The sequence below is a fragment of the Bordetella genomosp. 5 genome (assembly GCF_002261315.1).
Lineage (GTDB): Bacteria > Pseudomonadota > Gammaproteobacteria > Burkholderiales > Burkholderiaceae_B > Bordetella.
Genome location: NZ_NEVP01000001.1, coordinates 1 through 15,675 on the forward strand (window position 1 = coordinate 1; position 15,675 = coordinate 15,675).

15 protein-coding genes are annotated in these 15,675 nt (G+C 68.5%); 7 read left to right on the forward strand and 8 right to left on the reverse strand.

Annotated features, from left to right (window positions below; genetic code table 11):
- Nucleotides 1–335: 335 nt before the first annotated feature.
- Nucleotides 336–1,499, reverse strand: a complete 1,164-nt coding sequence (gene metK, locus CAL25_RS00005; protein WP_094797908.1) for a methionine adenosyltransferase — start codon at nt 1,497–1,499, stop codon at nt 336–338.
- Nucleotides 1,500–1,695: 196 nt separating this feature from the next.
- Here metK and CAL25_RS00010 point away from each other — a divergent pair, with 196 nt between their 5' ends.
- Genes CAL25_RS00010 through xerC form a run of 5 tightly spaced genes read left to right on the forward strand, consistent with a single transcriptional unit; the run spans nt 1,696 to nt 6,211 of the window.
- Nucleotides 1,696–2,664, forward strand: coding sequence for a lysophospholipid acyltransferase family protein (locus CAL25_RS00010; RefSeq protein ID WP_094797909.1), 969 nt, complete (start codon nt 1,696–1,698; stop codon nt 2,662–2,664).
- The gene (locus CAL25_RS00015) at nt 2,661–3,551 is read left to right on the forward strand and encodes a lysophospholipid acyltransferase family protein (protein WP_094797910.1); all 891 of its coding nucleotides are present in this window, start codon (nt 2,661–2,663) and stop codon (nt 3,549–3,551) included. Before CAL25_RS00010 ends, CAL25_RS00015 begins: the two co-directional genes overlap by 4 nt.
- A gap of 21 nt (nt 3,552–3,572) precedes the next feature.
- Entirely contained in the window at nt 3,573–4,502 is a 930-nt protein-coding gene (gene dapF / locus CAL25_RS00020; RefSeq protein ID WP_094797911.1) for a diaminopimelate epimerase, read from the forward strand.
- A gap of 33 nt (nt 4,503–4,535) precedes the next feature.
- On the forward strand, nt 4,536–5,216 hold the full coding sequence (locus CAL25_RS00025; RefSeq protein WP_094797912.1) for a DUF484 family protein: 681 nt from the start codon (nt 4,536–4,538) through the stop codon (nt 5,214–5,216).
- A gap of 20 nt (nt 5,217–5,236) precedes the next feature.
- Complete coding sequence (xerC, locus tag CAL25_RS00030; RefSeq protein WP_094797913.1) at nt 5,237–6,211, forward strand: tyrosine recombinase XerC; 975 nt, start codon at nt 5,237–5,239, stop codon at nt 6,209–6,211.
- Between the two features lie 160 nt (nt 6,212–6,371).
- On the opposite strand, the gene CAL25_RS00035 is transcribed toward xerC, so the two are convergent.
- The 7 genes from CAL25_RS00035 to CAL25_RS24150 form a co-directional block, all read right to left on the reverse strand.
- On the reverse strand, nt 6,372–8,429 hold the full coding sequence (locus CAL25_RS00035; RefSeq protein WP_249278938.1) for a TonB-dependent receptor domain-containing protein: 2,058 nt from the start codon (nt 8,427–8,429) through the stop codon (nt 6,372–6,374).
- Between the two features lie 294 nt (nt 8,430–8,723).
- A complete protein-coding gene (locus CAL25_RS00040; RefSeq protein WP_094797915.1) occupies nt 8,724–9,854 on the reverse strand; it encodes a nickel/cobalt transporter in 1,131 nt (376 codons plus the stop codon).
- Nucleotides 9,845–10,429 carry a DUF1007 family protein gene (locus tag CAL25_RS00045; RefSeq protein ID WP_249278939.1) on the reverse strand — a complete coding sequence of 195 codons (585 nt, stop codon included), beginning with the start codon at nt 10,427–10,429 and terminating at the stop codon, nt 9,845–9,847. The genes CAL25_RS00040 and CAL25_RS00045 overlap by 10 nt, the downstream gene beginning before the upstream one ends.
- A 62-nt stretch (nt 10,430–10,491) precedes the next feature.
- On the reverse strand, nt 10,492–11,619 hold the full coding sequence (locus tag CAL25_RS00050; protein WP_094797917.1) for a metal ABC transporter substrate-binding protein: 1,128 nt from the start codon (nt 11,617–11,619) through the stop codon (nt 10,492–10,494).
- Nucleotides 11,616–12,518, reverse strand: a complete 903-nt coding sequence (locus tag CAL25_RS00055; protein ID WP_094797918.1) for a metal ABC transporter permease — start codon at nt 12,516–12,518, stop codon at nt 11,616–11,618. The genes CAL25_RS00050 and CAL25_RS00055 overlap by 4 nt, the downstream gene beginning before the upstream one ends.
- Nucleotides 12,515–13,216 carry a metal ABC transporter ATP-binding protein gene (locus CAL25_RS00060; RefSeq protein ID WP_094797919.1) on the reverse strand — a complete coding sequence of 234 codons (702 nt, stop codon included), beginning with the start codon at nt 13,214–13,216 and terminating at the stop codon, nt 12,515–12,517. The genes CAL25_RS00055 and CAL25_RS00060 overlap by 4 nt, the downstream gene beginning before the upstream one ends.
- Nucleotides 13,213–13,353 (reverse strand): hypothetical protein, encoded by a 141-nt coding sequence (locus tag CAL25_RS24150; protein ID WP_170948352.1) that lies wholly within the window; start codon nt 13,351–13,353, stop codon nt 13,213–13,215. Before CAL25_RS24150 ends, CAL25_RS00060 begins: the two co-directional genes overlap by 4 nt.
- Before the next feature lie 260 nt (nt 13,354–13,613).
- On the opposite strand from CAL25_RS24150, the gene CAL25_RS00070 reads away from it, so the two are divergent.
- Both CAL25_RS00070 and CAL25_RS00075 read left to right on the forward strand, forming a co-directional pair.
- On the forward strand, nt 13,614–14,120 hold the full coding sequence (locus CAL25_RS00070; protein ID WP_094797921.1) for a Fur family transcriptional regulator: 507 nt from the start codon (nt 13,614–13,616) through the stop codon (nt 14,118–14,120).
- Between the two features lie 373 nt (nt 14,121–14,493).
- On the forward strand, nt 14,494–15,600 hold the full coding sequence (locus tag CAL25_RS00075) for a CobW family GTP-binding protein (protein ID WP_094797922.1): 1,107 nt from the start codon (nt 14,494–14,496) through the stop codon (nt 15,598–15,600).
- The last annotated feature ends 75 nt before the right edge of the window (nt 15,601–15,675 follow it).

Sequence of the window (15,675 nt, forward strand, 5' to 3'; positions counted from 1 at the left end):
ACGTTCGATATCTTCTTCTGCCATCACTGCCTCGGGCAGATCGATTTAAGGACCGCGAAGTAACCTGGTCAACCTGTTACCCATGTCCCCGCACACCTGTCACCCATGTCCCCGGTCCATACACGCTCCCACCTTGGGGCGGCCCGGCGGTGGGAGGGCAGGCCCCCACGCCGCACTCGCTGCGCTCGCTTGCTGCCCCCCGAGGGGGCGCTCCCACCTTGGGGCGGCCCGGCGGTGGGAGGGCAGGCCCCCACGCAGCAGCTACGCGCGCTCGATCAGAACGAAAAAAGCCCCGCGACTCATCGTGAGCCGCGGGGCTTTCCGCCAATCGGAAATCAGGCCGATTTCTTCAGGGCTTGCACCTTGTCGGTGGCTTCCCAGGTGAACTCGGGTTCCGAGCGGCCGAAGTGGCCGTAGGCGGCGGTCTTGCTGTAGATCGGGCGCAGCAGATCCAGCATGTTCACGATGCCCTTCGGACGCAGGTCGAAGTGCTCGCGCACCAGCTTGGCGATCTGGTCGTCGGGGATGACGCCCGTGCCTTCGGTGTAGACCGTGATGTTGATCGGTTCGGCCACGCCGATGGCGTAGCTGACCTGCACCTGGCACTGGCGCGCCAGGCCGGCGGCCACGATGTTCTTGGCCACGTAACGGGCGGCGTAGGCGGCCGAGCGGTCGACCTTGGACGGATCCTTGCCCGAGAAGGCGCCGCCACCGTGGGGGCATGCGCCGCCGTAGGTGTCGACGATGATCTTGCGGCCGGTCAGGCCGCAATCGCCTTGCGGGCCGCCGATGACGAAGCGGCCGGTCGGGTTGACCAGGAACTTGGTCTGCGGCGTGATCAGGCCTTCGGGGAAGCAAGGCTTGATGATGTCTTCGATCACCGCTTCGCGGATGGCTTCCTGGGTGATTTCGGGCGCGTGCTGGGTCGAGAGCACGACCGTGTCGACTTCGACCGGGCGGCCGTCGACATAGCGGAACGTGACCTGCGACTTGGCGTCCGGGCGCAGCCACGGCAGACGGCCGTCCTTGCGCAGCTCGCTCTGGCGCTGCACCAGGCGGTGCGAATACCAGATCGGCGCGGGCATCAGGTCGGGGGTTTCGTCGCAGGCGTAGCCGAACATCAGGCCCTGGTCGCCAGCGCCCTGGTTCAGGTAGTCCTCGGAGGTGCGATCCACGCCCTGGGCGATGTCGGGCGATTGCTTGTCGTAGGCGACCAGCACCGCGCAACCCTTGTAGTCGATGCCATAGTCGGTGTTGTCGTAACCGATGCGGCGGATCGTGTCGCGGGCGACCTGGATGTAGTCGACGTTGGCGGTCGTGGTGATTTCACCGGCCAGGACGACGAGACCGGTGTTGCACAGCGTTTCGGCGGCGACACGCGCGTTGGGGTCCTGGGTGAAGATGGCGTCCAGAATCGCGTCGGAGATCTGGTCAGCGACCTTGTCGGGGTGACCTTCGGAGACGGATTCGGAAGTGAAGAGAAAATCGTTGTTGGCCACAGATGCGTCCTTCAGAGCCGGCCAAGCCGGTGCACAGGTTGAACGAGGCGCGTTGCGCCCCGGATCGGGTTCCCTGGCGGGAGGTCATCTGGGCGCGACGCTTTAGCGGATTTGGCATGGCACAAGCCATGTCGTCGCCCCGCAAGTTGTCGGTTAACTCGGCGACCTGCCGATTTTAGGCGAAAATGCAGGGTTTATGCTCAGAGGACAGCGGGAGTTCCGGCCCTGTTCTTCATTCTGGCGCCGCGACGTGGCGCCCGCGCGCGCGCCGTCCGTCCGTTATCGCCGTATTTTCCTCATGCTGATTGCCCTGTTCCGCCTGATCGCCGCCCTGCCGCTGCCCGTGCTGCACGCGGGAGGCCGCGTGCTGGGCCGTCTCGCCTACGCCTGGCCCGGCAAATACCGCCAGCGCCTGCGCGCCAACGCCGCGCAGGCCGGCTACGACTCGCCCGCCTTCGCGCGCCGCGCCGCCGGCGAGATCGGCGCCATGATCGTCGAAATGCCCAAGGTCTGGTTCCGCAACGAAGACAGCCTCGCCAAGGTTATTTCGGACGACAACGATGTGGTGAGCCAGGCGCGCGCCGAAGGCCGCGGCATTCTGTTTCTCACGCCGCACCTGGGCTGCTTCGAGATCACGGCGCGTTATCTGTCGCGCCAGATGCCCATGACGGTGATGTTCCGCCCGCCGCGCAAGCAGATCCTGGCGCCGCTCCTCGAAACCGCGCGCAACAGCTCGGCCGTCAACGCCGTCCCGGCCACCATGCAAGGGGTGCGCGAGTTCGTGCGCGCGCTGCGCCGCGGCGAGTCGGTCGGCATGCTGCCCGACCAGGCGCCGGGCGTGGGCGACGGCGTCTGGGCGCCGTTCTTCGGCCGCATGGCGTACACCATGACGCTGCCGGGCAAGCTCGCGAGCCAGACCGGCGTGGCCGTCATTCTCACGGCCGGCGAGCGCCTGCCGGGCGGGCGCGGCTGGCGCATCCACTACGTGCGCGTGCCCGAGCCGCTGCCCGCGGATCCGGCCGCCCAGGCCGCGCTGTTCAATCAGTCCATGGAAACGCTGATCCGCCGCTTCCCCCAGCAATATCTGTGGGGCTACAACCGCTACAAGACGCCGCGCGGCGCGCCGCCGGCCCCGGCCGACGCCCCGGCCACCGCCACGCAATGAGCACCTTCAAGACCCGCGCCCTCACCGGGCTGTTCACCTGGTTCGCGCGCCTGCGCCCGGCCAGCCGCCAGCGCGCCGGCGCGTTCGTGGGCTGGCTCGCGCTGCGGCTGGGCAAGTCGCGCGTTCGCATCGTGCGCAAGAATCTCGATCTCTGCTTTCCCGATGTCACCCCCGAGCAGCGCGAGCAATGGGTGCGCGAGCACTTCCGCGCGCTCGGCCAGTCCATCGTCGACCGCGGCGTGCTCTGGTACGGCAGCCCCGAGTCGATTCGGGAGATGGTCACGCAGACCGGCGCCGATCGCATCAACACGCTGGCGGCCTCGGGCCGCCCGGTGATCCTGCTGGCGCCCCACTTCATCGGGCTCGACGCCGCCGCCACGCGCCTGACCATGGAGGTGCCCAGCGGCGCCACCATGTACACGCCGCAAAGCGACCCCGACGTGGACGCGATCGTGCGCGCCGGCCGCGCCCGCTTCAACGAGGTGTTTCTGGTGTCCCGCAAGGACGGCATCCGCGACCTGATTCGCCATTTCCGCGAAGCGCGGCCGGTGTATTACCTGCCCGACATGGATTTCGGCCGCAACGGCTCGGTCTTCGTGCCCTTCTTCGGCGTCCAGGCCGCCACGCTGGTCGCCACCGCGCAGCTCGCGCGCAAATGGAACGCCGCGGTGCTGCCCATCCTGGACTTCTGGGATCCGGCCACCGGCAAGTATCACGTCGAGGTCCTGCCCGAGCTCGCCGATTTCCCCGGCGATGACTCGCTCGAAGACGCGACCGCGCGGCTGAACCGCGAGATCGAGGGCTGGGTGCGCCGCTGCCCCAGCCAATACTATTGGGTGCACCGCCGTTTCAAGACCCGGCCGCTGGGCGAGGCGAAGTTCTACTGAGCGCTGCTTTTGCCGGTCGGAATGGGCGATAATCGTCCGATGATCTGGAACTTCACCAAAATGCACGGCGCCGGCAACGACTTCGTCGTGCTCGACGGCGTGCGTCAAACCATCGACATGACGCCCGAACGCGCACGCGCGCTCGGCGATCGTCATTTCGGCGTGGGCGCCGACCAAATCCTGCTGGTCGAGCGCTCGACCCGCCCCGACGCCGACTTCCGCTACCGCATCTTCAATAACGACGGCAGCGAAGTCGAGCATTGCGGCAACGGCGCGCGCTGCTTCGTGCGCTTCGTGCACGAGCAGGGTCTGTCCGACAAAAATCCGCTGCGCGCCGAGATCATGGGCGGCGCCATCCTGGTGCTCGACGAGTCCAGCGATCAGCAGGTCACGGTCGACATGGGCACCACCCGCTTCGAGCCCGAAGCGCTGCCGTTCGACACCGCCGGTCTGGCGTCGCGCCAGCAGGCCCACGACACGCTCTACGAATTCCCGCTCGACGCGGCGCCGGGCTGGGCGCAGGCCGCCCTGCCGCGCAGTGTCGAGCTCTCGGCCATCGCGATTTCCAATCCGCATGTGGTCCAGATCGTCGAAGACACCGAGACGGCCCCGGTCGAGGTGATCGGCCCGATGCTCGAATCGCATCCGCGCTTTGCCCGCCGGGTCAACGTCGGCTTCATGCAGATCATCGACCCGCACAACATCCGGCTGCGCGTCTACGAGCGCGGCGCAGGCGAAACCCTGGCCTGTGGCACCGGCGCCTGCGCGGCGGTCGCCGCCGGCGTGCGCCGCGGCCTGCTGGATTCGCCCGTGCGCGTGCAGACGCACGGCGGCGTGCTGACCATCAACTTCGACGGCCAGCACCTGCGCCTCACCGGGCCGGCCACGTCGGTCTTCAACGGCCAGGTCGACATCGATGCGCTGGTCTTCTCCATGGCCCTGAGCCGCTGACGGCGCGCCGTCGCGTCCGCTAATCCCCGAGTCATGTCCACTACCGCTCCCGCCTACTCCGCCCAAGAGATCGCCGACTTCCTGCAACAGAACCCCGGCTTCTTCGAAGCGCACGCCGAGGTGTTCTCCACGCTGCAGATCCCGAGCCCGCACGGCAACCGCGCGATCTCGCTGGCCGAACGCCAGATCCTGACGCTGCGCGAACGCACGCGCACGCTCGAATGGCGCCTGAACGAACTCATCGGCAACGCCGGCGACAACGAATCCATCAGCGCGCGCATCACCTCGTGGTGCGCGCGGCTGCTCGCCGAAGACCAGGCCGCGCACGTGCCGGGCGAGATCGCCCTCGGCCTGGCCGAGCAGTTCGACCTCGACCACGCCGCCCTGCGTCTCTGGAACCTCACCGCGATCCCGGCCGACGGCTACGGCGCGCCGGTCTCCGAAGACGTGCGCGCCTTCGCCGACAGTCTCAAGACGCCGTATTGCGGCAACGACACCGAGTTCGAGGCGGCCTCGTGGCTCGACGGCAAACCGCGCTCGCTGGCCCTGGTGGCGCTGCGCGCCACGCCCGATGCCGACGCCTTCGGTCTGCTGGTGCTGGGCTCCGACGATCCGGCCCGGTTCACGCCGGAGATGGGCACGGCCTTTCTCGAAACCATCGGCCGGCTGGCTTCGGCGGCCGCCCAGCGGCTCGCGCGCACCCCGCGCGCCTGAGCCCCGTCACAGGCGCCCCCATGACCGCGCCCGCCGACGACACGATCGCGCTCACCGCGCCGATGCAGGCCTGGCTGACGCATCTGCAGACCCAGCGCCGTTATTCCGACCACACGCTGTCGGGTTACCGGCACGAGCTGCGCCGTCTGGTGCAGCTGCTCGCCGCGGCACGCGTGACGCCCGAAGGCGTGGCCAACGGCCACATCCGCCAGTTCGTCGCGCGCCTGCATGCCCAGGGCCTGGGGCCGCGCAGCCTGGCACGCACGCTGGCCGCCTGGCGCGGCTTCTATCAGTGGTGGGCACCAACGGCGGGTCTGGCCGGCAATCCGGTCTCGGGCGTGCGCGCGCCCAAGGCGCCCCGCGCCCTGCCCAAGGCCCTGTCCGTCGAACACGCCCAGGCGCTGCTCGACCACGCCCCCGCGCGCCTGGCCACCGATCCCGCCGGCAAGCGCGACCACGCGATATTCGAACTGTTTTATTCGAGCGGGCTGCGGCTGTGGGAGCTGGTGGGCCTGGATTTCGAATACCGCAAATCGGCGCAGCATGAGTCGCGCGGCTGGCTCGATCTGGCCGAAGGCGAAGTGATCGTGCTGGGCAAAGGCGGCAAACGCCGCAGCGTGCCCGTGGGCGCCTCGGCCCGCACCGCGCTCGCGCAATGGCTGGCCGTGCGCGATCAGCTCGCACGCGACCCCACCGAAGCGGATGCCGCCGCGCTATTCGTCGGCGCACGCGGCGCACGCATCTCGCCGCGCGTGGTGCAGGCGCAGCTGGCCGCGCAGGCGCTCGCCGCCGGCCTGCCCTCGCACGTGCATCCGCATGTGCTGCGCCACAGCTTCGCCAGCCACGTGCTGCAGTCCGCACAGGATCTGCGCGCGGTGCAGGAGATGCTGGGCCACGCCAACATCTCCACGACCCAGGTCTACACCCGGCTCGACTTCCAGCACCTGGCGCGCGCCTACGACCAGGCGCATCCGCGCGCCACGCGCAAACGCTGAAGCTTTCCCCGGCGGGTCGCCCGTCGACGTGCAGCCGGCCAGGCGCGGCTGGCGAGGCGCGGCCGGCCAGGCGCGGCCGGCTAGGCGCGGCCGGCTAGGCGCGGCCGGCTAGGCGCGGCCGGCTAGGCGCGGCCGGCCAGGCCTCGCCGCCTTCCTTCCATCAATACGTCAGACGCACCCCGAGCATCACCGTGCGGCCCGGCAGGGGCGCCACGCGCGAGATGAACGACGCGTGGTTGTACGCCAGCTTGTTGAGCAGGTTGTTGCCGCGCAGGTACACCTCGTAGCTGGTCGGGCCCATCGCACCGCGATAGCTCAGCGTGGCGTTCACCAGGTCGTAGCCCGGCGTCTCGCTCTCATAGGCCGCGATATCGTTCTGGCGGAACACGTGCGCGTACTCCACGCCCGCGCCCCAACGCTGCCAGCGCGCATCGGCCCGCACGCCCAGACGCGCGGCCGGGATGCGCGGCAGGTCGCCGTCGCCGCCCGTCAGCTTGCCGCGCACGTAATCGCCGAACACACCGGCCGAGTACACCGGCGTGAACTGATAGCGCAGTTCGCCTTCGATACCCGCGAACGTCGCATCGCGCTGGGTGTACTGGATCAGACGGAAATCTTCGAACTGATCCAGCGTGTTGGCGTAGATGTAGTTGCTGACGCGGTTGTGGAACACGCTGGCGCGCGCGGTCAGGTCGCCCGAATGCTTGCGCAACGTGAAGTCGATATTGCGCGAGGTTTCGCGGCCCAGGCCGGCATCACCGATTTCGTAGGTGTTGGTTGCCAGGTGCACGCCATCGGCATACAGCTCCTGCGCGTTGGGCAGACGCTGCGAACGCGAGAACGACAGCGTGGCCGAGTACTGCGGCGCGAAGTCCCACACGGCGGCGGCGGAATACGAGGTGCCGCTCTGGCTGTTGCGGGACGCGTCGCCGGTCGGGCGGATGCGCTGCCAATCCTGGCGCGCACCGAGTTCGAAGCGCCAGCTTTCTCCCAGGCGGTATTCCTCGAGCAGGAACAGACCCAGCGTATTGGTCTTGCTGCGCGGCAGAAAGGCTTCTTCGCCATCGGCGCGGAAATCGCTGTAGGCGTGTTGCGCGCCGAAGACCCCGCGCCAGCCGAACAGCGGCTTGTGCGTGAGCTCGAGCCGCATGTCGTGCGCCCGGTTCTTGAAGGTGGTGCCCACCTCGCCGCCTTCGATCTCGTCGTGGCGATAGTCGGTCAGGCCGCCACGCAGGCGGATCAGTTCGAATCCGGCGAACGGATCCCGATACTCGGCGCGCAGGTCGACGCGGTCGCTGCGCAGCTTCACGTACGGCACGGCGCCATGATCGTGGTCATGGTCGTGATCGTGTCCGTCTTCGTCGTGGTCGTGATCGTCGTGACCGCCGCAATGCAGATGCGTGCCGTGCGGATGGCAACCTTCGTATTCGTGGTTGTGCCCGGGCAGGCCGTACTCGCTCTCCAGGTGCGTGAACGAAACGCCCACGTAGCCGCGCGGCGTGATCCACGACATGCCCACCGAGCCCTGTGCCGATTCCGCATACGAGCCTTCGAGCTTGTTGCTGCTCCAGTTCGGCACGCGGTAGTCGTCGGAACGGCGCTTCAGGCCCTCGACGCGGACGGCGAATTCGCCCGCGCCGGCGGTGATGCCCACGGCACCCGCGCGTTCACGCGTGCCGGTCGAGCCGCGCAGTTCGAGCTCGGCCTCGACGCCGCGATCGGGCACGGCCGTGGGAATCTTGCGGTCGATCACGTTGACCACGCCGCCGATCGCGCCGCCGCCATACAAGAGCGCGGCCGGGCCACGCAGCACTTCGATGCGTTCGGCCAGGAGCGGCTCGGTGGTGACCGCGTGGTCGGGCGAAATGGTCGAGGCGTCCATCAGCTCGGAGCCATCGCTCAAGACCTTCACGCGCGGCGAGGTCTGGCCCCGGATCACGGGTCGCGACGCGCCGGCGCCGAACGTATCGGCATGCACGCCGGGCTCGTTGGCCAGCGTCTCGCCCAGCGTGGCGCCTCGGCGCAGCAGCAGATCGTCGCCCTGGAGCACGGTCACGGGACGGGTGGCGCGGTCGGCCTCGCCGCCGAGCGGATCGGCCGAGACCGTCACCGGCGCGAGCTCGCGCACAGGTGCCTGTGCCTGTGCCTGTGCCTGTGCCTGGGCCTGGGCCTGGGCCTGGGCCAGCGGCGCGGCCGCCCACAGCGCCATGGCCAGCATCGGCACGTGCGGCCGGCGCAGCGCGCCGCCCGCCAATGCCGTCGCACCCGGCACGCGCTTCACGCTGCGCGCCTGCCCCATTCCTCTCGATTTGCCCGGCTTGTGGCCTCGCATCGCCCTGCTCCCTGGATGTTATATAGTTTCAACAAGGCCGGAATGATATAACATTCTTTTTCCAACGCAAGCCATGCGCAGCAAAAAAGCGGCGCGGGATCGCTCCCGGCACCGCTTTTCAAGGCCTCGCGCGCGATCGCGCATGGCCGGCAAACACTCAGAACCGCGTGCGGGCGGCGCTCAATTCAGCGCAAGCTGTCCGCCCAGCAGCAGGATGCCGAGGGCCAGCACGAAGACGGCGGCCAGTGCGTCGATCAAATAACGCAGCCGTGCGGCGGCCGGCGACGAGAGCCGGGCACCCAACCGCACCGCGCCCGCGCGGGCCCAGGCCGCCAGCATCGTGAGCACGGCCACGGTCAGGCCGGTGCCAACGCCCATGGCCAGGGCGGCCGCCACACCGGCGATAAAAAAGCCTTGCGCCAGCGCGAACACCAGCACGATCAGCGCGCCGCTGCACGGGCGCAGGCCCACCGCCGCGATCGCCGCCGTCGCACGGCGCAGATCCAGCTTGCCGGAAACGGCGTCGGCGGGCGCCACATGCGCGTGACCGCAACCACAATCGTCGTGATGGGAGTGGGCGTGCTCGTGCGCATGTGCATGCGCGTGACCATGCGGCTGCACAGGCATCGGCTGGTCCGCGTGTCCGTGCCGGTGCCCATGCTCATGTGCGTGCGCATGCTCATGATCATGACCGGCGTGATGGACATCACCGCCATGAGCGCCATGCGCATGGCTCGCGGCGCGCGCCGGCAACAACGGGCGCACCGCCTTGCGCCACACCAGCCACAGTCCCAGCGCCACGATGAGGCCATACGAGACCATCTCGAGCCAGGCGGTGGCGCGGTTCATGCCGGCGGCGGTCACGCTCAGCACCCAGCCCAGCACCGCCACCATGACGATGGCGACCAGTGCCTGCAACAACGCCGACACCAGGGCGAGAATCGCGCCATTGCGTGCCGTTTGCCGGTTCGCCACCACATAGGCCGCGATCACGGCCTTGCCGTGCCCGGGCCCGAGCGCATGAAAGACCCCATAGGCGAAGGACAGGCCGAGCAGCAGCCAGGCTGCCGTGCCGTCGGCCTGCCAGGCGCGCACCGCGCCGGTCAGCTGCCGATAGAAGTGGGATTGCCACGCCGCGATCTGGCCGAATACACCGGACATCCAGCCCGGGCCGGCGCCGCCGGACTCGGGAACGCCGAAAGGATGGGACTGGGCCCACGCAGCCTGCGCCAGGCCCAGCGCCAGTACCGATCCGCACAGCCACAACACCGCGCGCCAGAGACGCGCGCGGGAATCCTGCCTTACGAGCATGTCACCTCGATACGATGGGTGAGGCCCTTGGTGATGGCGTAGAGCTCATCGGGCAAGGCCTCCGGGTCGGCGGGGATCGCCGCCAGTTGCTGCATGGTCTGCCAGTCGAGTTCGCGCGGCTTCTGGTAGCGCTGTTTGCAGCCGGCCGGCGCCTGCGCCATCGTGATGGCGCCGGGCGCGTCGAAGGCGTAGGCCACGAAGTAGGTCGGATCGTAGATGTCGATCTGCACCCCGTCGGGGCCGACCTTGGCCGGCGTCGCGAGCGGCAGCTCGAACGACAACGCCAGACGGCCCTTCTCCCACGTGACCCGCGCATCGCGCGGCGGGCCGTAGGTCTGCATGGCCTCGCGCACCGTCACGCGCGTGAAGTAGTGCGAGATTGGTTCGCCCAGTGCCTTCATCCAGTCGTCGGCCATGCCACGCAGGATCTCGGGCGAGAAGCTGCCATCGGCCTGCTTCTTGAGCCCCTGCGTGGCGTAGGTGCCGAACATTTCATCGAACTGCCAGTGTTCGCGCACGGCCGCCAGCCGGCCCTGCGCATCGAACACCACGGTGGCGCGGGCGTCGATCCACATGTGCGGATGCGCCTGCGCCGGCGCGGCGGTCATCATGAGGACGGCCGCCGCCCCGGCAGCGCTCAGCGCCGCAACGCCGCGGCGAGTTGATCCACGTTCCATTCAAACATCCCGAGATAGGTAGCGCCCGGCTGCCCCGGCTGGGACAACGCATCGGAATAGAGCGTACCACCCACCTTGGCGCCCGTTTCGCGCGCGATCTGCTCGACCAGGCGCGGGCTGGAGATGTTTTCGACAAACAGCGCGGGCACCTGTTCCTTGCGCACTTGGGCGATGATGCGCGCGACGTCGGCGGCCGAGGGTTCGGACTGCGTCGACAGGCCTTCGACCGGGATGAAGGTCACGCCATAAGCGTCGCCAAAATAGCCGAACGCGTCGTGCGAAGAAACAATCTTGCGGCGCGCCGGATCGATGGCGCCGAGTGTTGCGCGCGTCTTGGCGTCGAGGGCTTCGATACGGGCGACGTAGGCGTCGGCACGCTGACGGTAGGCCTGCGCATGGGCAGGATCCACGGCCGCCAGGCCGCGCTCGATGTTGCGCACGTAGATCACCGCATTGCGCAGATCCTGCCAGGCATGCGGGTCCAGCACGTGATGATGCGCGCCGTGCTTGTGCGCATCGTCATGCTTGTGCGCGTGCTTGTCCGCGCCGGCCTTGGCACCATGATCGTGGTCGTGCTTGTGATCTTGGTCGTGCTTGTGATCGTGGTCGTGATCGTGGTCGTGGTCGTGGTCGTGGTCGTGGTCGTGGTCGTGGTCGTGGTCGTCATGATCATGATCGCCGTCGTGCTCGTCGCCCCCCTGGAAGCGGCGCACCTTCACGCCCTCGGCGGCCACCACGGTCTGGCCCTTGAAGCCCGCCGCCTGCGTCAGGCGCGGCAGCCAGGTTTCGAAGTCGATGCCATTGACCACCAGCAGCCGGGCCCGCGCCAGTTCGCGCGCATTGCCCGGCGTCGGCTCATAGGTGTGCGCATCGCCATCGGGCCCGACGAGCGTGGTCACCGACACGTTGTCGCCGCCCACTTCGCGCACCATGTCGCCCAGGATCGAAAAACTGGCGACCACCGGCACGGTCTGGGCGGCGGCGCCCGCCCCCCACAACGCGGCGCCCGCGGCGAGCGCCAGCGCGGCACCGCGTCGTCCTGCCCATGCCCAGGCCGCGCCCGTTGCGCGGCGTGCGTTCTTGTTCATTGCATCTCTCCCGTGATTCGCGTGCCGCGGCGGCGATGACGCAGCCCCAGCCATATGCCACCCAGCGGCCCGATGGCCACCGAGCCCAGATAGATGACCCCGGCGGCCAGGATGATGGCGGGCGAGGCCGGTAGATCGAAGTGAAACGACAGCAACAGACCGACGACGCACGAGGCCATCGCCAGCGCCGTGGCCAGCGCGATCTGGCCGCCCACGCTGCGGGCCCAGAACCGCGCGCTCGCGGCGGGCAGCATCATCAGCCCCACCACCATCAGCGTGCCCAGCACCTGAAAGCCGCCGACGAGATTGAGCACCACCAAGGTCAGAAACACGCCGTGCGCCCAGGCGCCGGCACGGCCCTGCATGCGCAGGAAGCCGGGGTCGAAGCATTCGTAGACGAGCGGGCGATAGACCAGCGCCAGGGCCAGCAACGTGACCGACGCCACGCCGGCCGCCATATAGAGCGCGTCGTCGTTCATGCCCAGCACCGTGCCGAACAGCACGTGCATCAGGTCGGTACTGGACCCGCGCAGCGACACCAGGATCACGCCCAGTGCCAGCGAAATGAGATAGAAGGCGGCGAAGCTGGCGTCTTCACGCAGCGGCGTGAGCCGGGTGACCAGCCCCGAGAGCAGCGCCACCGCAAGACCGGTGAGGATGCCGCCCGCCATCATCGCGCTCACCGACAGGCCGGCGAGCAGATAGCCCGCCGCGACGCCCGGCAGGATCGCGTGCGACATCGCATCGCCCATCAGGCTCATGCGGCGCAGCACCAGAAACACGCCCACCGGCGCGGCGCCCGCCGCCAGGGCCAGCGCGCCGGCCAGGGCGCGGCGCATGAAGCCGAACTGCACGAAGGGATCGGCCAGCGCGTGCACGACGGATGCCCACAGCGTCATGGCGCCTCCGCGTCGAGGGCCACGACGGTCGGCGCCCAGGCCTGCACCCGCCCCACCCCGTCCTCGCGCCCGAGCAGCAGCGTCTGATCGAAATAGCGCCGGGCCACCGCACGGTCGTGCAGCACGGCGATCACCGTGCGCCCCTCGACATGCAGCTCGCGCAGCAGCCCGCAGAGCGAATGCACGGTCTCGCGGTCGACTGCGGCGAACGGCTCGTCGAGCAGCAGCAACTGTGCATCCTGCACCAGCAGGCGCGCGAACAGGGCGCGCTGCAGCTGCCCGCCCGACAGTGTATCGAGGCGGCGGCCCGCCAGGCTCTCGATGCCGGTGCGCTGCAACGCCTCGGCCACGCGCCGCCGCTCGGTCGCGTCCATGCCGCGCCAGGCGCCCGTGCGGCACCACGCGCCCATCGCGACCAGCTCATGAACGTCGATCGGAAAGCCGAGATCCAGTTCGGCGCGCTGCGGCAGCCAGGCCTGCGCCACGGCACGCGCCGCGGGCCGGTCGAGCGACCCCGAGAGCGGCGCGAGCGCGCCGGCCAGGCCCTTCATCAGCGTGGACTTGCCCACGCCGTTCGGGCCGAGCACGGCCGTCATCGAGCCGCGCGTGAAGCCGCCACTGACGCCGCGCACCACGGCCTCGCCGGCCCAGCCGAAATCGGCGCGGTCCAGCGTGAGCAACGCATCCGCCGTCGTCATGCCGCCCCCGGGCCCATCGCCCAGGCGATCAGCAGCCAGATCAGCGCCACCGCGACGGCGGCACCGAGCAGGCGCCGCCAGGCCGGTTGGCGCAGCAGGGAAAAGGCAGGACGGACGGGAGGGGGAGAAGACGACATGGCGGACCGGCGCAGCGGACAGATGGGCGCTGCCAGCAAGGGCCACGCGGGAACAAGGAAAAACGCGGCGCCGGGGCGCCGCGCAAAAAGTGCGCGCCGTGCCGGTGGACCGGCGCACCAAATATTATGTTATATCATAACAATACGACTTGCCAAACGGGTCTTTGGCGCGAAGCCCTGCGTTTTCTGCTACCTTCGCGTCATTCCGGTCCGCCCTTGCGCTCTCTTTTCAATCGCGGCCCGGTTCACCACAGAACGCCATGTCCGCCACTTCCCGTACCTCCCGCGCCGATCACGTCAGCGAGCAACTGCGCCTGGCCGACACGCTGTGCGCCGAGCGCGGACGGCGGCTCACCCCGATCCGCCGCAAAGTGCTGGAGTTGCTCCTGCGCGAAGGCCGCAGCCTGAAGGCCTATGAGCTGCTGGAGGCGATGCGCGCCGTGCATCCCGGCGCGGCGCCCCCCACCGTGTATCGCGCCCTGGACTTCCTGATGGAAGAAGGCCTGATCCACCGGCTCGACGCCGTCAATGCCTGGACCGCCTGTCATGACGCGGCCGGCGCGCCGCACGACCTGCTGGTGGTCTGCACGGGCTGTGGCGCCGTGGCCGAGGTCAGCGACCCCGCCATGAGCCGCCAGCTGGCCGAGCGCGTGGCCCAGACCGGCTTCGCGCTGGCCACGCACGAAACCGAGATCCGCGCGCTGTGCCCGCAGTGCCAGAAAGACCCGGCCAAGGCCGGCGCGGCACACGCCCATCACCACCACTGAGGCGCCCCGCGCGCGCCCAGGCACGAAACGTGCTGCCTCTGGCTCTTGAATTGGCCAGATTTGCCCCCATTTGACCGGATCAACCGATACCTGGCTGCTTACGGGGCATCATCTGCACCCATCCCGGCCCAGGGTTGCCACGGGTTTGCCCGTGACTGCCGACTGTGCTGTAATCCTGCGTCCGGTCGCGTATGCGACCCCTTGCAGCCCCAATATCGAGCCGCGCTGCCGCGTCCTGCGAAGGACACAGCAAAGTGACGGCAAGCCCGCCGGCCCGCAAGTCTCCGAGATCCGCTCTCAGACACCCGCGGCGCCCGCCGGCCCGCCCCACGATCTGGCCATGCGCGGCCCGAACCTAGCCTCTAGCACCGCCATGAACACCCCGCGCAGTTTGGACAAAATGGTTCCCGTCACCATCCTCACCGGCTTCCTCGGTGCAGGCAAGACCACCCTGCTCAAGCGCATCCTGACCGAATACCACGGCAAGCGCCTGGCCGTCATCGAAAACGAATTCGGGCCGGAAAGCATCGACAACGACCTGCTGGTGCAGGACAGCAACGAAGAAATCATCGAGCTGTCCAACGGCTGCATCTGCTGCACGGTGCGGGGCGACCTGATGCGCACGCTGGCCGATCTGCGCACCAAGCGCGAAGCCGGCGAGCTGACCTTCGAGCGCGTGATCATCGAGACCACCGGCATGGCCAACCCCGGCCCGGTGTGCCAGACGTTCTTCATGGATGACGAGATCGCCGAGTACTACCGTCTCGACGCCGTCATCACCGTGGTCGATGCCAAGCACGGCATGGCCACCCTCGACGCCCAGGAAGAGGCCCAGAAGCAGGTCGGTTTCGCCGACCGCATCCTGGTCTCCAAGAAAGACCTGGTCAACGATGTCGACTACGAAGCGCTGCGCGCCCGCCTGGTGCAGATCAACCCGCGCGCGCCGATCACCCCGGTGCACTTCGGCGAAGCCGACCTGAAGTCGATCATCGACATCAGCGGTTTCAACCTGAACTCCATCCTCGACATCGATCCGGAGTTCCTGGCCGACGAGCACCCCGACGCCAAACACGATCACGACCACGATCATGGCCATGGCCACGATCATGGTCACGACCATGACCACGACTGCGGCGCACACTGCGATCATGGCCATCATCACCATCATCACAAGCACAACGACGACATCGGCGCGTTCGTGTTCCGCTCGAACAAGCCGTTCGATCCGGCTCGCCTCGAAGAATTCCTGGGCGGCGTGGTGCAGGTGTATGGCCCCGACCTGATGCGCTACAAGGGCATCCTGTACATGAAGGGCATCAACCGCCGCATGTTGTTCCAGGGTGTGCACATGATGATGGGCGCCGAGCCCGGCAAGCCCTGGACCTCTTCGGAGAAGCCCTCGACGAAAATGGTCTTCATTGGCCGCAAACTGCCGCAGGAGATTTTCACCCGCGGTCTTGAGCAGTGCCTGGTGGGCTGAAACAAGCCCGCCGCACAATAAAGCAACCCAGTAGAACCGTACTGCGAGGATCCCTGGCGCACGTACATCAAGGTT

Coding starts and splice junctions, on each gene's coding strand:
- CAL25_RS00075 (WP_094797922.1), top strand. CDS start 14,494: ATGAACACCCCGCGCAGTTTGGACAAAATGGTTCCCGTCACCATCCTC.
- CAL25_RS00040 (WP_094797915.1), bottom strand. CDS start 9,854: ATGCTCGTAAGGCAGGATTCCCGCGCGCGTCTCTGGCGCGCGGTGTTG.
- CAL25_RS00050 (WP_094797917.1), bottom strand. CDS start 11,619: ATGAACAAGAACGCACGCCGCGCAACGGGCGCGGCCTGGGCATGGGCA.
- CAL25_RS00070 (WP_094797921.1), top strand. CDS start 13,614: ATGTCCGCCACTTCCCGTACCTCCCGCGCCGATCACGTCAGCGAGCAA.
- CAL25_RS00025 (WP_094797912.1), top strand. CDS start 4,536: ATGTCCACTACCGCTCCCGCCTACTCCGCCCAAGAGATCGCCGACTTC.
- CAL25_RS00015 (WP_094797910.1), top strand. CDS start 2,661: ATGAGCACCTTCAAGACCCGCGCCCTCACCGGGCTGTTCACCTGGTTC.
- CAL25_RS00060 (WP_094797919.1), bottom strand. CDS start 13,216: ATGACGACGGCGGATGCGTTGCTCACGCTGGACCGCGCCGATTTCGGC.
- dapF (WP_094797911.1), top strand. CDS start 3,573: ATGGGCGATAATCGTCCGATGATCTGGAACTTCACCAAAATGCACGGC.
- CAL25_RS00035 (WP_249278938.1), bottom strand. CDS start 8,429: ATGCTGGCCATGGCGCTGTGGGCGGCCGCGCCGCTGGCCCAGGCCCAG.
- CAL25_RS00010 (WP_094797909.1), top strand. CDS start 1,696: ATGCTCAGAGGACAGCGGGAGTTCCGGCCCTGTTCTTCATTCTGGCGC.
- CAL25_RS24150 (WP_170948352.1), bottom strand. CDS start 13,353: ATGTCGTCTTCTCCCCCTCCCGTCCGTCCTGCCTTTTCCCTGCTGCGC.
- CAL25_RS00055 (WP_094797918.1), bottom strand. CDS start 12,518: ATGACGCTGTGGGCATCCGTCGTGCACGCGCTGGCCGATCCCTTCGTG.
- CAL25_RS00045 (WP_249278939.1), bottom strand. CDS start 10,429: ATGTGGATCGACGCCCGCGCCACCGTGGTGTTCGATGCGCAGGGCCGG.
- xerC (WP_094797913.1), top strand. CDS start 5,237: ATGACCGCGCCCGCCGACGACACGATCGCGCTCACCGCGCCGATGCAG.